Source organism: Halostella litorea, from assembly GCF_004785955.1.
Lineage (GTDB): Archaea > Halobacteriota > Halobacteria > Halobacteriales > Natronoarchaeaceae > Halostella > Halostella litorea.
In genome coordinates this window covers 32,007-54,300 of the sequence record NZ_SJER01000007.1, presented here as the reverse complement: position 1 = coordinate 54,300, position 22,294 = coordinate 32,007, and the positions used below count along the sequence as shown (strand labels likewise).

Annotated in this window: 22 protein-coding genes; 16 read left to right on the top strand and 6 right to left on the bottom strand. The window is 56.7% G+C overall.

Features of this window, described 5'->3' with window-relative positions:
- Positions 1-78: 78 nt before the first annotated feature.
- The 3 genes from EYW40_RS17525 to EYW40_RS17515 are packed head-to-tail and all read right to left on the bottom strand — an operon-like array spanning position 79 to position 3,502.
- Positions 79-2,247 (bottom strand): type B DNA-directed DNA polymerase, encoded by a 2,169-nt coding sequence (locus EYW40_RS17525; protein ID WP_202614593.1) that lies wholly within the window; start codon positions 2,245-2,247, stop codon positions 79-81.
- Positions 2,248-2,249: 2 nt separating this feature from the next.
- A complete protein-coding gene (locus tag EYW40_RS17520) occupies positions 2,250-2,555 on the bottom strand; it encodes a DUF8156 family protein (RefSeq protein WP_135822940.1) in 306 nt (101 codons plus the stop codon).
- A 2-nt stretch (positions 2,556-2,557) separates the two neighbouring features.
- A complete protein-coding gene (locus tag EYW40_RS17515; protein WP_375137163.1) occupies positions 2,558-3,502 on the bottom strand; it encodes a hypothetical protein in 945 nt (314 codons plus the stop codon).
- A 272-nt stretch (positions 3,503-3,774) separates the two neighbouring features.
- Here EYW40_RS17515 and EYW40_RS20095 point away from each other — a divergent pair, with 272 nt between their 5' ends.
- Both EYW40_RS20095 and EYW40_RS17505 read left to right on the top strand, forming a co-directional pair.
- Positions 3,775-4,365: a hypothetical protein gene (locus EYW40_RS20095; RefSeq protein WP_202614592.1), complete on the top strand. Its 591-nt coding sequence runs from the start codon at positions 3,775-3,777 to the stop codon at positions 4,363-4,365.
- Positions 4,366-4,430: 65 nt separating this feature from the next.
- Positions 4,431-5,117, top strand: coding sequence for an SOS response-associated peptidase (locus tag EYW40_RS17505; protein WP_135822939.1), 687 nt, complete (start codon positions 4,431-4,433; stop codon positions 5,115-5,117).
- 18 nt (positions 5,118-5,135) lie between these two features.
- On the opposite strand, the gene EYW40_RS17500 is transcribed toward EYW40_RS17505, so the two are convergent.
- Positions 5,136-6,164, bottom strand: coding sequence for a Cdc6/Cdc18 family protein (locus EYW40_RS17500; RefSeq protein WP_135822938.1), 1,029 nt, complete (start codon positions 6,162-6,164; stop codon positions 5,136-5,138).
- A gap of 259 nt (positions 6,165-6,423) precedes the next feature.
- Between EYW40_RS17500 and EYW40_RS17495 the strand changes: the two genes are divergently transcribed.
- From EYW40_RS17495 to EYW40_RS17455, 9 genes are all read left to right on the top strand, one after another.
- A complete protein-coding gene (locus tag EYW40_RS17495; RefSeq protein WP_135306294.1) occupies positions 6,424-8,445 on the top strand; it encodes a DEAD/DEAH box helicase family protein in 2,022 nt (673 codons plus the stop codon).
- Positions 8,446-8,489: 44 nt separating this feature from the next.
- On the top strand, positions 8,490-8,693 hold the full coding sequence (locus EYW40_RS17490; RefSeq protein WP_121513345.1) for a hypothetical protein: 204 nt from the start codon (positions 8,490-8,492) through the stop codon (positions 8,691-8,693).
- Entirely contained in the window at positions 8,686-10,686 is a 2,001-nt protein-coding gene (locus EYW40_RS17485; protein ID WP_135822937.1) for an AAA family ATPase, read from the top strand. The genes EYW40_RS17490 and EYW40_RS17485 overlap by 8 nt, the downstream gene beginning before the upstream one ends.
- Positions 10,683-11,141 carry a hypothetical protein gene (locus tag EYW40_RS17480; RefSeq protein WP_121513343.1) on the top strand — a complete coding sequence of 153 codons (459 nt, stop codon included), beginning with the start codon at positions 10,683-10,685 and terminating at the stop codon, positions 11,139-11,141. The genes EYW40_RS17485 and EYW40_RS17480 overlap by 4 nt, the downstream gene beginning before the upstream one ends.
- Positions 11,142-11,237: 96 nt before the next feature.
- Positions 11,238-12,602, top strand: a complete 1,365-nt coding sequence (locus EYW40_RS17475; protein WP_135822936.1) for a DNA-methyltransferase — start codon at positions 11,238-11,240, stop codon at positions 12,600-12,602.
- 311 nt (positions 12,603-12,913) lie between these two features.
- Positions 12,914-13,207 (top strand): hypothetical protein, encoded by a 294-nt coding sequence (locus tag EYW40_RS20090; protein WP_202614591.1) that lies wholly within the window; start codon positions 12,914-12,916, stop codon positions 13,205-13,207.
- Entirely contained in the window at positions 13,200-13,661 is a 462-nt protein-coding gene (locus tag EYW40_RS17465; RefSeq protein WP_135822934.1) for a hypothetical protein, read from the top strand. Before EYW40_RS20090 ends, EYW40_RS17465 begins: the two co-directional genes overlap by 8 nt.
- Positions 13,662-13,737: 76 nt before the next feature.
- The gene (locus EYW40_RS17460; protein ID WP_135822933.1) at positions 13,738-14,172 is read left to right on the top strand and encodes a TRAM domain-containing protein; all 435 of its coding nucleotides are present in this window, start codon (positions 13,738-13,740) and stop codon (positions 14,170-14,172) included.
- Positions 14,173-14,248: 76 nt separating this feature from the next.
- Positions 14,249-14,602, top strand: a complete 354-nt coding sequence (locus tag EYW40_RS17455) for a hypothetical protein (protein ID WP_237560638.1) — start codon at positions 14,249-14,251, stop codon at positions 14,600-14,602.
- An 83-nt stretch (positions 14,603-14,685) separates the two neighbouring features.
- Here the strand turns inward: EYW40_RS17455 and EYW40_RS17450 are convergent, their stop codons facing one another.
- Complete coding sequence (locus EYW40_RS17450) at positions 14,686-15,381, bottom strand: hypothetical protein (protein WP_121564746.1); 696 nt, start codon at positions 15,379-15,381, stop codon at positions 14,686-14,688.
- Positions 15,378-16,052: a helix-turn-helix domain-containing protein gene (locus tag EYW40_RS17445; protein WP_121564744.1), complete on the bottom strand. Its 675-nt coding sequence runs from the start codon at positions 16,050-16,052 to the stop codon at positions 15,378-15,380. The genes EYW40_RS17450 and EYW40_RS17445 overlap by 4 nt, the downstream gene beginning before the upstream one ends.
- Positions 16,053-16,546: 494 nt before the next feature.
- Between EYW40_RS17445 and EYW40_RS17440 the strand changes: the two genes are divergently transcribed.
- From EYW40_RS17440 to EYW40_RS17415, 5 genes are all read left to right on the top strand, one after another.
- Entirely contained in the window at positions 16,547-17,419 is an 873-nt protein-coding gene (locus EYW40_RS17440; RefSeq protein WP_119712862.1) for a ParA family protein, read from the top strand.
- Entirely contained in the window at positions 17,412-17,897 is a 486-nt protein-coding gene (locus EYW40_RS17435; protein WP_121564742.1) for a DUF7970 domain-containing protein, read from the top strand. The genes EYW40_RS17440 and EYW40_RS17435 overlap by 8 nt, the downstream gene beginning before the upstream one ends.
- Before the next feature lie 381 nt (positions 17,898-18,278).
- Positions 18,279-19,505, top strand: coding sequence for a phage integrase SAM-like domain-containing protein (locus EYW40_RS17425; protein WP_135822931.1), 1,227 nt, complete (start codon positions 18,279-18,281; stop codon positions 19,503-19,505).
- A gap of 68 nt (positions 19,506-19,573) precedes the next feature.
- The gene (locus EYW40_RS17420; RefSeq protein ID WP_135822930.1) at positions 19,574-20,002 is read left to right on the top strand and encodes a universal stress protein; all 429 of its coding nucleotides are present in this window, start codon (positions 19,574-19,576) and stop codon (positions 20,000-20,002) included.
- 93 nt (positions 20,003-20,095) lie between these two features.
- Complete coding sequence (locus EYW40_RS17415) at positions 20,096-22,276, top strand: heavy metal translocating P-type ATPase (protein ID WP_135822929.1); 2,181 nt, start codon at positions 20,096-20,098, stop codon at positions 22,274-22,276.
- Positions 22,277-22,294 lie beyond the last annotated feature (18 nt).

Here is a 22,294-nt window from a genome sequence, read left to right as displayed (position 1 = left end):
ACGGAAACGAGGGGGGTCGAAAATTACGTCGGAAACGTGGGGTTGGATCGAAACGACGGAAACCAGGGGTGGGGTCCACTACGACAGTTCGTTGGTGGCTCCGAACGAGCTCAAAACGGCGTCCCTCTCACCGGAGAGCTCTCGGCGAATGTCGGATCGGTCCCACCCGAGCGGTGAAAGCACGCTTTCGACCGCTCTGACCAGCTGCGTCTCGTAGTACGAGGCGTCGTAGGTCTCGATCTCCTCGTGGGCGAGGGCGACCCGGTCTCGCGAGGATTTCTCGTCGTCGACGACCACGTACTCGATATCTTGGCCCGGGTGGACTGCCAGGTCCTGCTCGCGAGCCCGTTTCAAGGCGGCCACGTTCTGTGTATTCTGTGAGTAGCCTTCCAGGGGCTTGGAGACACGGTTCCGCTCGACGAGCCGCTCTACTGCTACGTTGCCCGCCTGTAGTTCGCCGATTGCTCGTTCGAGCCGTCCGAGCACCGCGTCCGGTGACCGCGTGGCATCGAGCTGGTCGAGACAGTCCCGCTGGATGTCCTCGATGAACGGCGGGGTCGAGCGCTGCCGGGCTTCGATGCCTCTGACCTTGAAGTCGTCGTCGCCGGCGACCTTTCCGAAGTACTTCGTCAGCGCGCCGGCATCGCTCTCGCGCTGCGGTACGAACGCGACCCAGTCGTACTGAGCTTCGTGTTCGAGCCAGATTTCGACCTCTTCCGTGATTGCCGTCGCGAGCGTCTCGAGGTCCTCACGGTCATCGTCGTCGACGTCGGGGGCCGGCGTCACCCAGATGGAGTCGACGATGCCGTGGACGACGCGCCAGCCGCCAGTTTCCAGCCGCTGTTTCGCCGTCAGCAGAATCTCGCGAGCGAATGCATTGATTGCCTCGTGGCACTCGATACGGCCGAATTTCGCGTTGCTGAACCCCTGATAGCCGAAGCAGGCGACGAGAATCCACTTTAGCGCTCCCGACCGTCCCTCGAGCTCCGCCAGCCGGTCCTCATCGGGGTCGTCTCGTTCCTTCTCGCGACGGATGGCCGCCTTGATCTCGTCGCGAGCGTCGATGATCGGCTGTAGCACGTCGACGAGGTAGCCCCGGTCGTCGCAGATCGAGTACCCGAGGCCGGGGACGTCGTCGCGGTCGCTGTGGCAGCTACACCGGATGACGTCCGGCGAGACGTTCCGGGTACAGATGATGTTCGGATACAACGAGGAGAAGTCGAGTTCGTGGACGTTCTCGTGGAGGCCGACCTCGGGCGCGAAGATGAAGCCGCCGCGGTCGGCGTCGTGGAGCGTCCCCATCGGCTTGTAGAACTCGTGGCGCCAGGAGTTCCATGGCACGAGGACGCCGCGGTCGTGGGCCTCGCAGATCTGGATCGCCGTCAGCACGTTCCCGATCGACGCCCACGCAAGTTCCTGGACGGGCTTCTTTGAGCGCGACACGAGGTCGAGGACGCCGTCGAGGTTCGTCTCTCCGTAGAAGAACGTGTTCGACTCGTCGATAATCGCCCGGCCGGGCACGTTGTACCGCGCCGGCGAGTGGCCGACGCGGCCGTAGCTCGAGTACGTCGACCGGCTCGCGAGCTGCTGGTAGTCGACGCCCGGCCACCGACTCAGCGAGAAGTCGTCGACGCCGGCGTCCGTCGCCATCTCGTACAGGGTCGGGATGATCTCGCTGGTTGAGCAGACCAGGACGTCCGGATCGTGCGCGTCGAGTGCCCCTTGGACGGCGGTCAGAATATCCGTCGGCGAGCCGGTGACGGTGTCGCCGGCGACGGACAGCTCCCCGTAGACGTCGTTGCTCGTTTCGGTCACCGGAACGCTGAGCCGGAGCGTCGACAGCTCGCTCGCCGGCGTCGGATCGGCGCCGGTCTCCAGACAGTACCGAAACTCTCGCGAGAAGTCGACGTTGAAGCAGGCGAGATCCCCGACTGGATAGTCCGACAGTTGACGCGCCTGCCGGGCGAGTGGGGTGACGCGGTCGATGTGGGCGACGTCGACAGCGAGAACGGTCTCCTCGTCTCGTCGAAAGCCCGGCCGTCGCGCAACCATCTCGGTCGCGACGACGTCCGGGTGCTGGTCGTACACCGACTGGAGCGTCGTGAGGTCGAGGTCGGACGCTGGGTCGCGAGCGGCGACGTAGAAGCGTGGGGTGTAGTCACCGCGCTCGGTTGCGACGGCGCCGTCGGCGGTTGCCTCCCACTCCAGGACGCGGCCGTCGTCCAGAAAGTCGATACTGAACGGCATCGTCACGGGTTCGAGTCCGGTGGGGCACTCTCTTGATCATCGCGTGCTGCGACCGCGGCTTCGAGTTCTTCGAGGCGTTCCTCGTGGTCGTCGAGGCGGGCCTCCTGTTCGAGATCGATGCTGAGCAGCGTCGGCAGCAGCGGGTTCTGGTGGTTCAACAGCCCACTCGCGTCGGCGTGCTTGCGGGCGTACTCGAACAGCCGGTCGAAGCGCGGCTGGTCGCGACGCCGCAGTGCCCGCCGGAACTCTGCCCAGCGCTCTTCGATGGCCCGCAACGCATCTCGGTAGGTTGGGTTCGTACGCCCCATCGCTATCGGCCTCCTGTACCGCTTGCCGTCCACGCATCGAGCAAGGGATCCGTGGTGGCCGCCACCGCCTCACCGTCAGCGGTGACACCCGTTCCGACGCCCTCCGGGGTCGGTGTCGACGGCGCCGGCGTCGTCGGTTCCACGCCGACCTGCGTGGCGCGTGCCGCGAGCAGCTGCCGCCAGTACGCGAATGTCGTCTGGTAGTACGCGCCGTCGTCGACGGGATAGACGAGCGTCTCGAAGTCTTCGCCGACGACCCGTGGCCCCATCCGAGTTTGCTCGCACTCCAGATGGTGGTCGGCGACCGTCGCGACTGATTCGGTGAATTCGTTTCGTTCGTTTCGCGTAACGAGCACCGGGATGTCGTACCCCTCGGCGTAGGTTGCCAACCGAGCGAGAGTTCGAGCCTGAAGGGTTCCCGCGTGGGTTTCGCCGAGGGTATCGTCGGCGCGGTACTGGGCGTCGACGGCCGGCGCGACGATGAGGGCGGGCGTGTGGGGCGACGTGTCCTCGTCGCGACCTGGCGCCCCTCGACCGGCTGCCCGGGCGTTGGCGGTGGACGTCTGGATTACTTTGTTCACCGCTGACGGGAGATCACAGACGGCGCCGTAGTGCTGGTAGGCGGTGAATCCGCGGGCGACGTGAATTCGGTTGAGCAACCGTTGACTGGGCGCGATCTGGGCGAGTGTCGTCGTCGTCGCGTGACCATTTGCGTCGACCCAGAAGGCGGGCCCGTCGTGCAGGAGGAGATGGTCGAGTACGAGCGACTGCAGGATCGGGACGCCGCGGCCTCCCTCGACGTCGAGCAGCGTGATGCCGTCGCCGAGTGACGGCAACAACATCTCGTCCGTAGTCGGATCGGCCTGGTCAGCAAGGGACCGATTGCGGTCAGCGCCCCGTGTCGGCTGGTCCACCGCCAATCGGTTCGACGTTGAGTGTTCTCCCATACTCGATTAGTTGTCTACGTTCCCGATAAGCCGCGGCGTGTCGCTTCCGCGTTTCAGGAAACTCGATGTGATCCCCTCCAATCCCGGTACAGTCCCGAGTAGTCTCCGTTTGGATCCTGTTTCCGAGAATAGTTCCTGAATCGATCGTACTTCGTGTTAACCAACACCCGGCCGTATTGACGGCGGTGTGTTGGTTAAACCTACCCAGCTGCAGTCTCGAGCCTGACTGCTCGGAATGTTAATGCTCAACGCCACGTTGGAAGAGGTGCTCTATGAGCTATCCACGAACCCAAGTCGACCACCGAAACCCCGACCACCACGAGTCAATGCACCCAACTCGAAATATCGTGAACGCCCACGTTGTTGCCGGGGAATTCCTCACTTCGCGGTACCACGAGGCGCTTCAAACTGTTCTCCATCCCCTCGGCGAGTCTTTGGACACCAAAGACCAACATGCGCTCAACGACCTTGGCATCGTCCATGCTACTGGTTCCTTGAACGAGCTATCCCCGATCGTTCGCACATACGTCAAACTCGATGAGTATTGGACACGCACCCATCGTACTGCGCTCAACGAACTATTCGCTGATCGACGTGCTCACGTCCTGAGTTGCTGTACGCGGTTCCTTTCTGAGTTCCCTCGACACACTCTTGAAGCCGAATCCGGCCGTTCCGGAACTGCGCTGGATACTACCCTTGCTCCGCTTCTTGAGTGTGGATTTCTCTCACACACAGATGATGAGAAAACCCCATACTCTGTTGATGAACACCACGCGCTATATCGACCGACTGAACGGCTCTTCGACGCACTTCTTGAACAAGCAGCTGTTCTCTGTGAGCTTCTGCCGCCGACCGAGCTCTAATCGACGATTCAGAGCCGTTCACATTTCCAGATACGTTGAAGACTCTCCCGGCCGGACCCGGATGTATGTGTGGCCGGAACTCGCTCTTCATCGACCAAGCAGACCTCGAGGCCCGCTTCGATGCCGAGGTCGTCGCGGACGGCGGGTACACACCCCGATACAACATCGCACCTGGTGACGACCTCCACATCATCACGAACGAGGCTTCCGATGAGATCGATGCCTACCACTGGGGGCTGATTACGTTCTGGGCGGACGAACCCGAGGAGGGCATGATCAACGCTCGCTCCGAGACTGCCGACGAGAAACGCGTCTTCGAGCGGGCGTGGGAATCACGTCCCTGCCTCGTCCCCTCGTCAGGGTTCTACGAATGGAAATCGCCGAACGGCGGGTCGAAACATCCCTATCGGATTTACCGGGAGGACGACCCCGTATTCGCGATGGCCGGGATCTGGGACGTCTGGGAAGGCGACGACGAGACGATCTCGTGCGTCACGATTCTCACGACGGAGCCGAACGACCTGATGAACTCAATCCACGACCGGATGCCGGTCGTCCTCCCAAAGGACGCTGAGTCCGACTGGCTCGCCGCAGACCCGGACACCCGCAAGGAACTGTGCCAGCCGTATCCGAAGGACGATCTGGACGCCTACGAGATTTCGACGCGAGTCAACAACCCCGGCAACGACGATCCTCAGGTCATCGAGCCACTGGACCACGAGCAATCGGGCCTCGGCGAGTTCAGTTCCTGATAGCTGACGGGGTCACCGTTACTGCATCGGCGACGCCGCCGCCGAATCGACGAGCGAGTACTCTCGGTCCCGACTCGTCCCTTCCGCCTCGAGGAGGTTGTACTGCTCCATTTTCGAGAGGTACGTGCGGATTGTCCGCTTCGTCCGCGGATCATCGACGTCCTCGGAATAGCGCTCGTGGATCTCGCTCGGCCCGACCGGGCCGTGCTCGCGAACGATGTCGTAGACGACGCGCTGGTGCGGCGTGAGCGAGTCGAGGCTCTTCTGCTTGATCTGGGCCCGAGCATCCTCGGCGGCGTCCAGGAGAATATCGTCGGTGATGCGCTCGTGGTTCTCGCGATCGGCCTTGCCGGCGGCCGTTCGGAGGATGCCGATTGCGAGGCGGGCGTCGCCGGCGGCCGCGTCGGCGATCCGGTAGAGCTGGTCGTCGGTGATGACGTCTTCATCGAGTCCCCACTTCGCCCGCGCACTCAGGATATCGTACAGCTGCTCATCGTGGTACTTGTCCATCCGGACGTGTTCGCTGGAGCGCAGCCGACTCACGAGGCGATCGTCGACGCGGCTGAACAGCTCCTCTTCCTTGTTCGCGATGCAGATGATCGCGAACTGCGGGAGGCTGTGGAGGTCGTAGATGACGCTGGGGTCCTCCAGTTGGTCGACCTCGTCGAGGATGACGACGGTTCGCGGGCCGTCATGCTGCTGGAGGCGGTCGACGAGTTCGTCGTGGGGCGTCGACTGGCGGTGGATGTCGATGGTGGCGCCGAGATCGTCGAGGATCTGGTAGAGCGTCCGAAATCGGGTGTAGTTGCGCCAGCAGTTGACGTAGGTGGCCTCGACGTCGAGCACCTCCTCACGTAGGCGTTCGGTGACGAATTGCGAGATGCACGTCTTGCCGACGCCGCTGGGTCCGGTGACGATGGCTGTGTCGGCTGGTTCTCCGTTCGTGATGGGCTCGAGGACGCTGGAGAGGTGGTTGACTTCAGCGTCGCGATGCTCTACTTCTCGAGGGACGAATCCGGCCCGGAGGACGCGAGCATCGCGGATCATTTGGTTCTACTGGAGTGATTCACAACCAGCTATAAAAAGAATAACTGGGTCGTTTCCGGGAAGTGTTTCGGACATCTCTGAGAACTGTATAAATTGGCTCATGTCGGGTGGTTCCGTGCTGTTTCTTTAGCTAACTCCTCATTTCCGGAAACGCCATTCATTCTCAAAGGTGGTCGATCTTGGTGTTCATAATTCAAGTCCGAATCCGGGAAAGACGGTATATACGCTTTTGAACCTCTGCCACATTATCTGTTTTAAGATGGAGCCCGAGAGCGATTTCACAGATTTGGAACTCCCTAGGGTCATCGATACCTCTTCTGATGACCTAATGCAGGATTTCTATATCCCCCTTCTCTCACGAGCTAAGGTCTATCGACGCGGTGTCGGATACTTCACTACAAATTGGGTCCGGTCTGCAGCACGAGGAATAGCGGAACTTGCTGAAAATGGCGGTACAGCGCAGTGGATAATGAGTCCTATTTTGGAAGAAGATGACTGGGAGGCTCTTAAGAAGGGGAACCGTGCTAAAACGGATGAGGTCCTCCGAGAATCGCTAGATAGCACGATTTCTGATCTGCGGTATGATCTGGAGTATGAAACTCGCAATGCGATCGCGTGGATGATCGCCGATGGTCTACTCGAAATCAAGCTAGCTGTTCCTTCGAAGAAGCTGTCGGGGGACTTCCACGATAAATTTGGGGTATTCTATGACTGGAATGGGAATCGTGTTGCTTTCCATGGCTCCCAGAACGATAGCGAACAGGCTCTCCGGAATTACGAAGCATATACTATCGACTGTGATTGGATAAGCGACCGCGATAATGAGGGGGTGAATATGCAAGAAAAGCGGTTTGAGAACCTTTGGGAAGGCCGAGATGAGAATGTCGGGGTCCATACAATCCCAGAGGGGGTTAAGGAGGGAATCGCTGAACTCCGGGATAATAACAATCGACCTTATGAACCACCAGAATCAGTTGCTACCACCGAATCTGAAATTGTTCTCCGAGATTATCAACGGGACGCTGTTGATTCCTGGTTCGAGAATGACAACAGGGGCCTATTCCAGATGGCAACTGGAACAGGCAAGACGTTCACAGCTCTAGCGGCACTTGATGAATACACAGATACCGTAGATGATCCACTTCTTTGTGTAATTGCTGTCCCTCAGAAACACCTCGCTCGGCAGTGGGCCCAGGAGATGGAAACGTTCGGGCTTGACCAACCAAAATTTGTCTATCACTCAGCTAATCCGGACTGGAAAAACGATCTCTCCCGGGCGGTTTCAAATTTAGAACTCGGAATCAAGAATTACGAATGCCTGATTACAACTCATCAAACATTCTCCGGAGAGCACTTTCGAGAGAAAGTGAGTCAGCTTTCTCGGGATACAATCCTCATCGGGGACGAAGTACACGGCCTGGGTTCCGAGGGTAGGCGAAAAGGCCTTCTTGATTCCTATGATGCGAGGATAGGGCTATCAGCGACTCCGGAGCGCTATTATGATGAAGAAGGTTCTAACCACCTGCTTGACTATTTTGACGGGGTCATATACGAATACCCGTTAGAAGACGCCATTCCGCAGTATCTGACCCCATATCGGTATCATCCCATTATTGTAGAAATGGATGAAGACGAGTTGGAGAACTATCGTCAAATGACTCAGTCTGTAGTCGCATCAAGATACTCTGAAGATGCGGATGAAGAGACAACAAATATTCTCCAATCACAACGCGCAGAAATCGTTAAAGAAGCGATCAACAAGTACGATGTCCTCCGGGATATCCTTCGAGGTTTAGATGATATCAAGCACCTTCTAGTCTATACTAACTCAGAACAGATAGACACAGTCGGGTCGATTCTGAATGAATTTGGGGTTATGCATCATCGGTTTACTCATGAGGAGGGTGATGACTTGCGCGAGGAGTTACTCACCCGGTTTGGGGAGGGTGAATACGAGGCCCTTGTGGCAATGCGGTGTCTAGACGAAGGTGTTGACGTTCCCGCTACTAGGACAGCAATCCTGATGGCTAATACCGGGAACCCGATGCAATTTATCCAGCGCCGAGGTAGGGTTCTTCGTCAAGCCCCCGGTAAGGATCGTGCGGATATCTATGACTTACTCGTTGTTCCAACTCTTGAACCAGATGATGATATTGCGATGTCTGAACAATACATTCTCGAGAAGGAACTACGTCGCTTCGAGGAATTCGCTGAAACAGCCGAAAATGAATATGAAGCCCGCAACAAGATCGAAGACGTTCGTATCGCATATGGTATCTGAGAAGATACATTGATATGCGTTTGTAGATATGGTTGCAGTATCGCATGAATGACTCCGAGGTACATTCGTTAATCCTTGACCGTGTTGACGAGGTTGAGGATGACGATCTTCGGGCCTTCTTACGCGGGGTTTTGGAGCATGAACGGGACATTCTGAAAGAGCCGCGAGCCGAGTACGCTGAGCAGTATAAAGAGCTCGTGGACAACTTTGTCGGGAACGAATCACTGCAGGAATTCGACAATGAATAACGTTCAGATATTCGAACTCGAAATAGAGGATTACCGGCAATATGAAGGAAATCAAACGATCCCCTTAGAGACCACGTCAGAGAAGCACATCAACGTGATTGAGGGGCAGAATGGATCTGGCAAGTCAAACATTCTGAACGCGATTACGCTGTGTTTCTACGGGGAAGAAACCCATACTGATTCGAACGATGACGAGGGCCTCGAGTCGGACCCGCTTGTTAACAAGAAGCGGCTGAAGGAATTGGAACCTGGTGAATCGATTCAAGGGCACATCGAGATCAAGCTGGGTAAAGGCGAACCCGAGTACGCCTTCCGACGAACTTTCTCGACAGCTCGTCAAGAAGATGCTGCAGAAGGAGACCGCGAGGAACGACAATTTAACAGCTCTATAGGTGACCTTCGGTTACGCCAGCGGTTTGGGGGGAATGACTGGCGACCGAACCCGAACCCTGAAAATATTCTTCGCGAGATTCTCCCAACTCACGTCCATGAATATTTCCTGTTCGATGGTGAACAGCTGGATGAGTTCTTCCAAACTGGATACACCGACCATGTACGGGCAGCTGTGCTCGATGTATCTCATATTGAACTTCTGAATAGTGCTGTTAGTCATTTAGGGAAGGTACAGCGGGACTTTGAGAGTGAATCCTCCGAGCTCGGCGGTGATATACAAGAACTCCAGGAACGGAAGGAAGAAGCCTCACAAGAGCTGGAACGCCTGAAACAAAAGCGGGATGACTTAGAGGACGAGATTGACACCGCTGAGGGCAAAATAGATGACATCTATGATGAGCTTGCGGGTAGTGCAGACGATGACGTTCGGGAGATGCAGCAGCGGCGTGTCTATCTGGAAGAACGCCTGGATGAACAGGAAGAGGAGCTTGTAGAGGCGAAAGAGGCTGTAGGGGCATCACTCGCCCGAGCGGGCGGGATTGCATACAACGCTGATGCCCTCCGATATGCTGTTTCTGAATTGGAAGAGTACGAATCGTCACAAAATGGTGTCCCTGGGCTAACAGAGGAATTACTTCGAGGGATTCTTTCTCGGGATACGTGTGTTTGTGGGACTGACTTGGCCGAATGTGACTCTTCACGAGAACACATTGAGGACCTGTTGGAAGAGCAAACTAGTGAAAGTCAAGATGCAATTGAGGGGCGGCTCCGGATGGAGCGAGCACTCCGTGATGGCGAATCGCTTATTGAAGATCTCCTGGCTGACCTCCGCGAGCTAGAGGATACACGGACAGCTATCGACGAGAACGAGACAGAACTGGCAAACATCTCTGCTCAGCTTGAAGATGAAGATATCATCGATAATGAACGCGCTCAGGAACTAGAGCAACGCCGTCGGGATATCCAAGGTAGAATCAGTAAGATGGAACGTGAAGTTGGGGAACTGAACGGGAAAATTGAACAACAGGAAGATGTCGTTGATGAGCGTCGGGAGGAGTGGAAACAGGCAATGCGCGAGCAGGACGAACATGACCTCCTTGTGAGACAGAGTGAGTTCATCGACAGTGCCACTGGCAAACTCACTGAGATTAAAGGAGAGATTCTGGAGCAGGTTCGAACGGAAACTGAACAACGGCTCGAACGGTACTATAACGATCTAATTTGGAAAGATGAAGATTATGAGGTCGTCCTCACTGAAGAGTATGAGGTCCGTCTCTACGGTCCGGACGGTCGAAAGAATCTAGGTTCACTATCTGCTGGCGAACGACAAGTGCTTGCTCTCTCGTTCATGGCTGCACTTTCCAAAATCAGCGGATTCTCCGCCCCTGTTGTCATCGATACACCCTTGGGACGGATATCTAGCGAGCCGAAACAGCTTATCGCGCAGAACGTACCTGACTACCTGAATGATACCCAGGTCACGTTCCTCATGACTGACGTCGAGTATAGTGAAGACGTCAGGGCGTACATTTCCAACGAGGTTGCGAATGAGTACCATCTTGAATTCCAAAACGGTGTAACACAGGTGACCGACCGATGAGTCAAGATACCGAAGACAGCTACGAGGAACGTGAACCCCGGCGTGACGTCCATATAGATAGCGAACGGCGAGAAATGTTTGAGGCGTTGCAGGAATCTGAAGATTCTCCCTTCTATCAGGCTGAGAATCACGACCTGTTCATGTTCGCCCTTGGATATGGGAGAGAGAACACAATGCCTGAAACGATAAAGAATGAAAAAGGCGCGTTTTTCGGGCGTGCGAGTCTCTCGGAACGCCAGCAGGCTGTTATCGAGGCTGTGGCAGTGAGTGAAGAGAGAGATGTTCGCGTTCTTCGTGACCAGCGGATGGTCTATGAGATTGCAGAAGAGTACGCTAATGCGGGAATCGAATTGCTACACGGTCGAGTATTTGGCCCGGCAGATGACGAACCACGGCGGGAACTGGCTCTCGAGGTCAAGGAACAGTATCAGCCAGAGGAGGACGATGAACCGTGAGTCGTCGTCGAATATTATTGCGAAGTCCACTAGTAGTACCCCGAGAAACAAGCGTAACAACGATGCAACCCCCACTCTGTCGGAGGGATCTGATTCATGGATGAGAATCTATCTGAGGTTGATGAGGAAGTTCGAGGTGTCATAGAAATTATAGCTCAGCACATCAGTCATCAAAACAATTCTACCTCTCTTACGGACTTCGTGGACGAAGTCGGGGAGGCTCGTAATATTGATGACCTATATGATTACCTCCTTGACAACCCGAAAGCTGCGGTCAATCTAGTCGGTGACCTAGAGGAGTACTTTGATCACCCTGCTCCTGACTTGGAGAAACTGAAAGAAGGACAAGGCGAATTCCCCGCTGATACTGAGCCTTGGTGGAATGTCGTTGAGGCCGACGCAGCGAAAATCCATCCCAAAGACGGTGGCAGTGAAAACCAAGAGAATGCGATCGATCTCAGTAAGAATTCAGTAGATCTCATCGTCACTTCTCCCCCTTATTGGCAAAAGAGGGACTATGGGACCGAAGACCAGCTGGGACAGGAGCCTGATCCGGATACCTATATCGAGAACCTGATCGATGCACTAGAGCACTGGAAAGTGTTTCTTCGGCCTACTGGGTCTGTGTTCCTTAACATCGGGGACACATACCATAATAAAAGCCTTCAGGGAATCCCTGGTCGGTTTGCAAGAGCTGCTCAAGAGGCGGGATGGACTATCCGGAACGAAATTCAGTGGGCTAAGGATAATGGAATCCCGTCTTCAGCCCAAGACCGGCTTGTTCCACGGCATGAGCCAATATTCCATCTAGTTCAAGACAAAGATAATTATTTCTACGACTTGCACGGCTACTCAGAGTTATACGGAAATGGATCGAACCCGGGAGACGTATGGCGCATCTCTCATGATCGGAATACTGGAGATCACCTTGCTCCTTTCCCACGCGACCTAGTGCGGAGGGCAATCACGCTTGCATGTCCCCCTTCAATCTGTTCCGAGTGTAATGAGCCTCGACGTCGGGATACGAAGCGAGGATTAACAGAGCTCAATACGGATCGTCCGCAGGCAGAGCGGGCATTGGAAATTTACCATAACCACGACGAATTGACAGAGGACCATATTCGAGCCATTCAGGCCGTCGGGATTTCTGACGTGGGGAAAGCAGAGGAATTCCAAGTTGGTGCAGGAGCAAACGATGAAGATGTTCAGCGTCGTGCTAAGAAGGCAAAAGAAATTCTAGGTGGTTATTTCCGTGAATTCACTTTCCCTGAGTGGACTACTGTCGGGTGGACGAGCTGTGAGTGTGAGGATCCTGATTGGACTAGGGGAACTGTCTTTGACCCGTTTGCTGGCTCTGGAACCACCATCCAAGTTGCGAACAGTCTTGGATATAATGGGTTTGGGACAGACTTAGATACTTCCAACTTCCAACAGGACCAAGCACTGTCCACATACAAATGACGAGATACGTCCTGAAACCTGAAGTCGTACGAGATTGTCTCCACCGGTTAATCGATGCCCCTATCCACCGGATGTTTCCTGGATATCTTTGTCTCCAGCAACAATCTGGGCTCGATAATCGGAACACTGGACTCTCCTTTCCCTATAACGAATTTTTCGACGATTACCTCCGTGTCGGGGAGGATGATTCAGACAAGCCCTATTTTGTCCCCTTTAATCAATCAACAAACCCGTCGCTGAGTTCTCTCTGGTATAATAAGAACGTCGCCGGTACATATGCTCCTTCCTCCCTTCGATCAACTGCCCCACTTATGCAAATCGCCGAAGTTGAGGAAGGAGGACATAATTCGAAATGGGGAATTGAAGATCGTCATTGGCAGCTTGCCCGACACCATCTTTGTGATGACAACCAAATCCCCGCAGAATCTTTGTCTGCGTATCTGTTCCGCGACTATGGATTTGAGGTGGACGATCCTTCTGCTTATACTCTTGTTGAGACATTCATTGAAGAATTTGGCTACGAATTTGGCGGAGAAGCTTTCTCCCACTTGTACAGAACTAGTGATTCAGAAATAACGGAGGAGTCATTTGTCACCTATGACTGAGCACACCCAAACACAGCTGGGAATCAGAAACACCCACCGTACACCGACTAAAATACGACGACTAACCCCTGATCAGCTCGGTATTCCTTCAAGTGGGGATGATCAAGATGAAGAAACACGCTGGGAGTCTCTGCGGGAAAAAGCGTTTGAGGCCAAAGATGAATCAGATGTTGGGGTAGCAGTCCGAACTGAGGATGGCTCTGTCTGGGCTGGAACTCGATTAACGAAAGGGATGTCTCATGATGTACATCCTCTCGAACTTGCAGTCTGGAAAGGGTTTGACAGCACTAAGCAACCAATTGTAGGTGTGGCAGTCGCGGATGAAGAGATGTCATCCCCTTGTGGACGCTGTCTTCAGGTTCTCAAAGATTATTCGTCTGAAGACGAAGTGATTATCCACATTACTGATGGTGAGCAGGTCGAGGAGACCGCTCTCACCGATTTACTTCCCTAATGTCTCCCAATCTCGACTAGGAGGCGGTGGTCATCACAGAAGCTAATTATTACCGTGGGAGCTCATCTAACTAGAAATGGTCGAGATCCCCAGCTCCCTTTGTTCCCTGTTTAGTGCTCCGATCGAAGAAGAGGATGGAAGGTACGTAGTAGAAGTCCCCTCGAGTGAAGTCGATCATGAGGCTTTGTCAGCAAACGAAACGTATCGAGTGGCCATTCTAGAGTCCCAAGTCTCGACAGCGTCGTCGATGGAACCGGAGTCACAACAGCCTCCTTCCCGGGAGATTATGAACCAATCCTCCTCGGAACCGCCCGTGGATGAGGGCGAAGTGCGCGACGTAACAATCGAAACTGTCGGCGATCAGGGAGACGGTATTGCGAAAGTCGAACGGGGGTACGTCGTGATCGTTCCCGGCGCTCAACCCGGCGACGAGCCAACAGTCGAAATCGAACAAGTTCAGGAGAACGTCGCGTTTGCGAGCATCGCCGATAGCGATCCGCGAGCACTCTAACCCATTGCCCCTTCTGTGAATCGGTCTTCTTCTCGGTAAACCATCGGTGTGAGAAGGCTCCGTTCGCGTTTGTCTGATGGAGGTGGTTCTGAAAGTCACGTCACGTTTTCTTCACGCGTTCGCGATGGCACAACCTTCCAAGGCCGATATTCAATCTATGACAAAGGAACCGATTGAGGTACTCGACGACCTGGCCAACCAGGTCGCCGATGAGTTCGAGGCGTATAGACAGCCGGACGAGTTCAAGGATGTCTCGCTCGTGATCGAGAACAGCGACGAGGAGCGTCCGACGCTGATCGTCCACGTCGATAGGGAAGATGCGGAATCCCTTGCCGACCGTATTGAGGAGTTCCTCCGCGAGCATGGTGCTCGTACTGAACGGGAACGACACTCAGCTACGGATGTCCGTGTGTTAGCGACGGTCGACTGATACCGCCCCTCCAATTTTTTGGCTGAGTGTAAGCACCGCTGAAGGCCCTATCTTCACTTCCGATCAAGGGGGCCCCGACCGCTTCAGCTCAGGTAGTCAATCTGTGCAGACAGATACTCTTGGAGAGCGGTGACCGTTTCTTCTGAGACAGCTGAGGCCCCGAAGTCACTCCGAAATCCGTGTTTGAGTTCGTCACTCTCCAAGATCTCCAGACCACGCTCAAGTTGCTCCCGGAGCCCATCGTCGCCTCCTCGCCGCAGGTGGGGTGTGACAGCGTCGAGGTCGATCTCTTCAGCCACTGCCAAGACGTCCCGAAGGTCCGTTTCTCGGCCGCTGTGGAGCTTTGCAGCCACGAGGACTGCCCCATCGATGACTCTAGCCGTCGTCGTCACTGTGCCCCCGCTCACCTCCTGTTGGTGGCTGTGGTCGTACAGGTAGTCGAACGACCACTGTGCCTCGGTCTGACGACACCCGAGTCCGTTCACCAAGAGGTCGAAGCCGATCGGCTGTTGCGGCGTGAGCCGCTTTTCGTACTCGATCACCTCTGTATCGTAGAACCACTCCTTGGCGTGGCTGTCCGTTTCCTCGAAGTTCCGACGTTCGAGGAATTCGACGAAGTCAGCTTTGGAGTCCGGCGCGACGACGATATCGAGATCCGTGGAGAAGCGAGCATTGAACGCTGAGACAGCGTACCCGCCGACGAGAACGTACTCGTGGCCCTCTTGGGTGAGCTCCTCGAGCAGTTCTATGAGCGCGTCACTTCGGTTGTTGAAGCTCATGGCTGTGCCCGTTCGGTCTCTCGATACGTGACGCCGAGGTCGAGGTCCTCGTACATCCGGTCGAGCATCGCGAGCGCCGACTGGAACTGGGCGTAGTTCTCACGCATATACTCGATTGTCTCTGCTCTCGGTATCACCGGGTAGCCCTCGACGTGCTCGATGTCGAGGGACGGCCCTGGCTCGATGACGATCTGTAGCGCTCCGTCCAGCTCGTGACGGGGCTGTCGTTCGAATGCGGTCGGGAGGTCGAACGACTCGAAAAACGCCTCCCAAGCGTCGACGTCCTCCTCACGGACGGCCAGAAACAGTGGATAGTCGTTGGGCTCGCGACCGACCTGATAGCCGCCCTGGGTCCACACGTAGACGGCGTCGATCCGTGTGAATGCGAACGGCCAGTCACCGAACTGCGGGATGACGTAGGCCTCCTCGATGGATGGTGGACTGACGCCGGCACTGGCAGCGACGAGCTCTCGTGCTGCGTCCCTCACGCGCTCGTCGACGACTGAGAGGCCGTCGTCATAGCGGACGTAACCTGCGTCTTCGAGTCGGTTGACGGCCTGTCTCACCGTCTCGTACGGTGTGTGGAGGTGTTGGGCGACACGGCGGATGGAGTCACCACTCTCGATAGCGAGGATGACCTGCGCCGCGGTGTCGTCGAGAACCTCGTACATCTGGTAGTTACCAATAATCCGGTAACAGTTAAAAGTCTTACTAGAGGACGGGGTAGAACGGTTCTGTCTGAGTTCTATTACTCAGGACTCTCCTATTGAATGACTGAAGAATGTAGATCTCATAGCCAATCTGCATAATGTGGATAATGTAGATAATGCAAATTGGGCTTCTTCAATTGGTTCGTGTGGGTGGCAAAGATTGCGATGAATACGTATGAAATGCTGATAATCTAAATTATGTAGATTGCGTAGAGTCGACGGTGACTTTGACAATTGAGATTGTGCCAACAATCTACGTAATGTACAAAATGTAGATTGTGTGGATGGCGTCCGCAATCTGTCTGACACAGAATTAAGATGGACGAGCTTCATTGACCGCGTATGACCAGTACGAAACTTACATTATCGACAAAACTCGCGCAACCTTCAACATCTACCCAATGTACATTACCTACAAAATGTACAAAATCCGCTGCTTACGGGGGTGCTGAGCTATGAGTGCTGACGAGTTTGAAGGGCTCCCCGGAGCAGCTGTCTCGTTGCTCAAGGGAGGGGTAGGGAAATCCACGATCGCGCTCAACATCGCTGATCGACTCGCTGCTCGTGGCCATGAGACGGTACTATTGGATCTGGATAAGGACGGGCATATGACGACCCAGTTGGGATACGACGATGCGTACGACCGAGATGCGAACCTCGGTGACGCCCTTATCGATGGTGAGGACCCTGAAGACCTGCTTATCGAGACGGACTTCGGCGTTCACTTACTCCCGTCGAGTAACGAGCTCGAGAACGTCGAGACGAGGCTGAAGGACGAACGGTTCGCAGACGTGAAGCTTCGACGGAACGTTGTCGATCCACTCATTCAAAACGGATACGACTACGTGATAATTGATGCCGCAGGCGGCCGTGGGAAACTCTCCGACAACGCCCTCATCGCCGTCCAGCGCGTCATAATCCCGCTAATCCCGCGTGCTGGCTCGATCAACGGCCTCAATAAGATGATTGAACGCCAGATCTCCCCAATCCGGCAGAATATCGGGTTGGATATCCTCGCAGTCACTCCGAATATGATTCGCGAAACAATGGGACAACGCAACGAGCATCGGACTCTCGTTGAAAATCTCAACCGGGAGTTCGGTTCATTCGTCCCCGAGTACGCTCGTGTGGACCCGGAGGTCTTCGATGCCCTCGATGATTCGGGACGCACCATCGATAGTATTCCAAAGCCAGGGATTCGCGAACGGACCGCGATTTCTCGCGCGTTCAAGCAAGGAATGCCGGTCTCGGAGTTCGACGAAGATTGCGACCAGATCCCGAATTTCGACCACTTAGCGGACCTCGTGGAGGAACACAGCCATGCCTAATGAGGACGACCGTTTCGGGGACGTCGCTGAACAGCTCAAACAAACGGAGGAAGGAGCCGAATCGGATGACGACGAACGTACTGACACCCAGGATGAACCGCAACCGGATGAAGAGATAATTCCTGAGGACACAGAGTCGGAGACTGAGTCTATTCCTGAGCAGGATGAGGAGGATGTGGACGAATCCACCGGTGGACCGGCCTTCTCCTTTGATAAGACCGATATGCACGGCTTCTATGTCCGGGAGGACACGTGGAATGGCGTCACCCGGATGCGATCATCGGTAACTGCTGCGTGCTCTATGTTTGATGTTCCCGAATTTGAAGGAAGAGAGTTTCAAGATGCGTGTCTCCGGGTAATTGCGGACCACGGTGATGAGGTCGCCCTCCAGATCCTCCGGGAGCGTGGTATCGAAGCCGATGAGGAACGTGTTCAGGAAGTTGTGGAGATGCTGAGCGAGCAAGCTACGAACGACTAATATTAGATTTGGGTGATTTTCCCCATCATTCAGATTTCGTGCGCATTGTACATAATGCAGATTGTGTAGCAAGCCATCTGCTTGCAGTCTCGCGATTATTCACGGAACCGGGTCCGAACGGCGGTCGCGGTTTTGATATAGCGGTATATGATTTATAACGTTGGCCAAAACCGAATTTCGGGGGATAGAACCCTTCTATCATAGGAAAAATGGTTATAAGACTTCTGTCACCGGTGGTCCTGATTACACTGGTAATCACGACCACTTTGAAGTACCCCGACGCCGTCGGTGAAGCACGAATGCTCCAAACGCCTCACAACGGCGCTTCCCCCAGGGTAGAGGCACCGAGACCGGGTCCGCAGGACGGTGGAGGGCCGGTGGATGCCTGATCGAGCGCTTTCGACGCCGCTCGACGACAGCTTCGAGCGCTACCTCCAGGACAAGGGGAAGGGCCGCGGTGGCAACGGCGGGAACTACCGACGTAATGCTGCACGGGAGCTCAAGCGATTCGCTGAGTGGGCCGCCGGCGACCGCGGCGCCGACGACTGGACCGGGATCGTCCCCGACGACGTCGACCGCAAGCCGACCTTCGACGATCTCGACGAACGCGTGTTCCGGGAGTACGCCCGGCATCTCAGTGGAGATCGGGGACTCAAGCAGAACACGGTACAAACCTATTACCGCTATATCTCTGCGTGGTGCGGGTGGTGTGTCAACGAAGGGTATCTCGAGGCCCACTACGCGCAGAGGGCGAGTGCGATGGCGCCACTGCCCGAGGACGACGGCCGCAAGCCGGGCGACCAGCAGGCTTGGACATCCGACCAGCGCCACGCCCTCACCCGCCACGTCGACGAACGGACTCGCGATGCCGTCGAGACATACACGACACTCCCGCAGGATACTGACCCCATGGACAACCAACGAGCGCACTACGCGGCGCTGAAAACGGCTCGTGACCGGGCTCTCGTGTACGTCCTCGCCTACACCGCTGTTCGCGTCGGGGAACTACTCCGAGACCCAAACGATCCGCGCCGCCGCGGTGTTCGCTGGGAGGACCTCTCCCTCGACGACGGGAGTATGGACGTCTACCGGAAGAAACAGCAGTGGGACGCCGCCAGTCTTCCCGACCCGGTGATCTCGCCGCTCCGGAGCTACCGCCAGCTGATGGACCCACCCACGGATCGATGGCCGGTGTTTCCGACGTTCGATCAACGGACGCTCGCGGAGCTCGTCCGGGAAGAGTTAGCCGACCGAGGGGAACGCCCAGAGGCAATTGTTGAGGGGCGTGATGAGTACGCTCGCGACCTCCTGCTGGCGCTCGATGAGGACATTCGGCCGCCGTCGATCACGACGGACGGCGCACGGTCGATTCTCCAACGCCTCTCCGAGACCGCAGAGATCGACATAGACCACCCAAAACACGATTACCTCGCTCCGCACGGCGGTCGCCGAGGGATGGGAGAGGTGCTTGTCCGGGCGTTCGGGTACACGGTGGCGGCCCGGTATCTCGATAACTCAGAGGAGATGGTTCGGGAGCGATATTCGCACATCGAGGCCGGAGAACTCGGTGACGTTGCAACAGAGGCGCTCTCAGAAATTGATGGGTAATTAACGGTACTCCCAGGTGCCGAGTTTTCGGCACTACACTCTTCTCAACATCTCTCGAACTCTATCGTATGCCTGACAACGTTCTCGTCGCCTTGGACGGCTCCCCGCTTGCCGAGCGTGCACTCATGTACGCACTCGAGACCTTTCCGAACGCCACGATTACCACCATTTACGTCATCAACCCGATCGATTCGGTAATCGATGTAGAGGCCGGTGGCTTGCCAGTCGCAGAGGACTGGTACGATACCGCCCAAGAGCGGGCGACCGCGATTCACACGACTGCGACGGATCTCGCGGCGGACCACGATATTGTGCTCGATACTGTCACTGAAGTCGGGAAACCAGCGCGTGAGATTCTCGACTACGCTGCCGACAACGGCATCGACCAGATCGTTATGGGGAGCCACGGTCGGTCAGGCCTAGACCGGACGTTCCTCGGAAGTGTTGCCGAGACAGTCACTCGCCGAGCACAGATCCCGGTAACCATCATTGGATGAAACCCTCGACTCGTGTGCCGGGATTAAGACCGGATGAATGCTCGTGGGCCCACCTCAAACGTGAAATCAAACCAACTCATAGGTACCGAGAACGTGGCTGTTACTGAATCTCCATCTCTCTCGACGTGTACGATCCATATTGAACGACGAGGTGGTCGTGGCGACGCGGGAGCACGGGCACTTGAACGACATCTCAGGCGTCTCTCCGGCGTCCACGATGTTGACGTCTCGTTTCGAACAGGGGACGCCCGGATCACCTACGACGGGGGCGTCATCTCAGAAGAAACGATTCGAGACGCTGTCCGCGACCGCCACGTGTCGATTCAGGACGAATCTGAGACAGCAACGGATGACGTAAGTACCCGCTCGGAACTCAGGCAGGAGGTCGTGTTCGTCGGCTTGACCCTCCTCGGGATGGCCGTCGGCTTGGTGACGGGGTGGCTCGAAGGACCACCGCTTCTCGTGTGGGCAGGGTACGGCGTCGCATACGTCTTCGGTGGCTGGTACGGACTCAAAGGCGCGGTCGAGACGCTCCGCCACCGTGCGGTCGACATCGACCTGTTGATGATCGTCGCTGCCCTCGGTGCTCTCTCGATTGGCGCCCCGTTCGAGGGCGCGATGCTCCTCTTCCTGTTTTCGCTCTCGAATACGCTCCAGCACTACGCGATCGGCCGCTCACGCCGAGCGATCAAATCCCTCGTCGAGATGCGACCGGACGAAGCGCAGGTGCTACGCGACGGGGAGGAGGTCACCGTCCCAATCGACGAGGTCGCCGTGGGTGACGTGTTCGTCGTCCGTCCCGGCGACAGGATTCCGCTCGACGGCGTCGTCGCATCTGGTGAGGGAACGGTCGATCAGGCGTCGCTCACTGGCGAATCAGTGCCCGTGCCGAAAGAGCCCGGCGACGAAGTTTTCGGCGGGACAATCAACGAGAGTGGCAGCCTGGAGATTGAGGTCACACGGCAGGCTCACGAGTCGGCGATCAGCCGGCTCATCCACATGGTCGAGCGTGCTCAGAGCGAGAAGGCGCCGACACAGCGGCTCATCGACCGCCTTGAGCAGCCGTACGTCCTCGGTGTGTTCGGGCTCACAATTGCGGCGATCGCGATCCCGCTCGCGCTCGGAAGCGAGTTCACTAGCACGTTCTACCGCGCGATGACCCTGATGGTCGCCGCCTCGCCGTGTGCGGTCATCATTTCCACGCCGGCGGCGGTGCTGTCGGCGATCGCCTCCGGTGGGAGGCAGGGCGTTCTGTTCAAGGGTGGCGAACACGTTGAGGCGGCGGCGAACATCGACGCGGTCGCGTTCGACAAGACGGGCACACTCACGCGGGGCGAGACACAGCTGACGGACGTGTTCGTCCGGGACGGCCTCGCGAACGAGTCGCTGACTGCCGACGAGCTGCTCTCGCTCGTAGCCTCCGTCCAGGCCCGCTCGGAGCATCACTTGGCTCGTGCGACCGTCTCGGAAGCCGAAGCCCGCGCCCTCGACGTCCCCGACGCGCGACGGTTTCAGTCGGCGGCCGGGAAAGGCGTGCGCGCCGACGTCGACGACGGAACCATCCACATCGGGAATCGGAGTTACGTCGAGACGGTTCTCGAAGACGCTGCGATCGAGGGACTCGAACCCGGTCTCGACAGGCTTCGGACCCTGGAGGCGGAGGGGAAGACCAGCGTCCTCGTCGTCCGCGAGCACGCCGGCAACGCCACGGTACTGGGATGGCTTGCGTTCACCGACACGGTCCGGCCGGGGGCTGCAGAGATGATCGATGAGCTCCGGTCGCTCGGCGTGGAGCACATCGTCATGCTGACCGGCGACAACGAACGCGTCGCCCAGCAGATCGCCGACGAAGTCGGTATCGACGAGGTACAGGCGGAACTGCTGCCGGAAGAGAAGGTGGCAACTATCGAAGACCTGGTTGAGCGATACGAGAACGTCGCGATGGTGGGTGACGGCGTGAACGACGCACCGGCACTGGCGACGGCGACGCTCGGGATCGCGATGGGTGGCGCCGGGACCGACGTTGCCCTCGAAACGGCTGACGTCGTCTTGATGGGCGACGACATCGGGAAGATCCCCTACGTGCTCGGACTCGGTCGCAGGACGCGCCGGACGTTGACGGTCAATCTCGCAATCGCCTTCGGTGCGATCGCCGTGATGGTTGGGACGATTCTGTTGCGAGGCATCCCCCTGCCGCTGGCCGTGGTCGGCCACGAGGGGTCCACCGTCCTCGTTTCACTGAACGGGCTTCGGTTACTCGGATTCCGTGAATAACGGTCGCTGAAGGCTTCG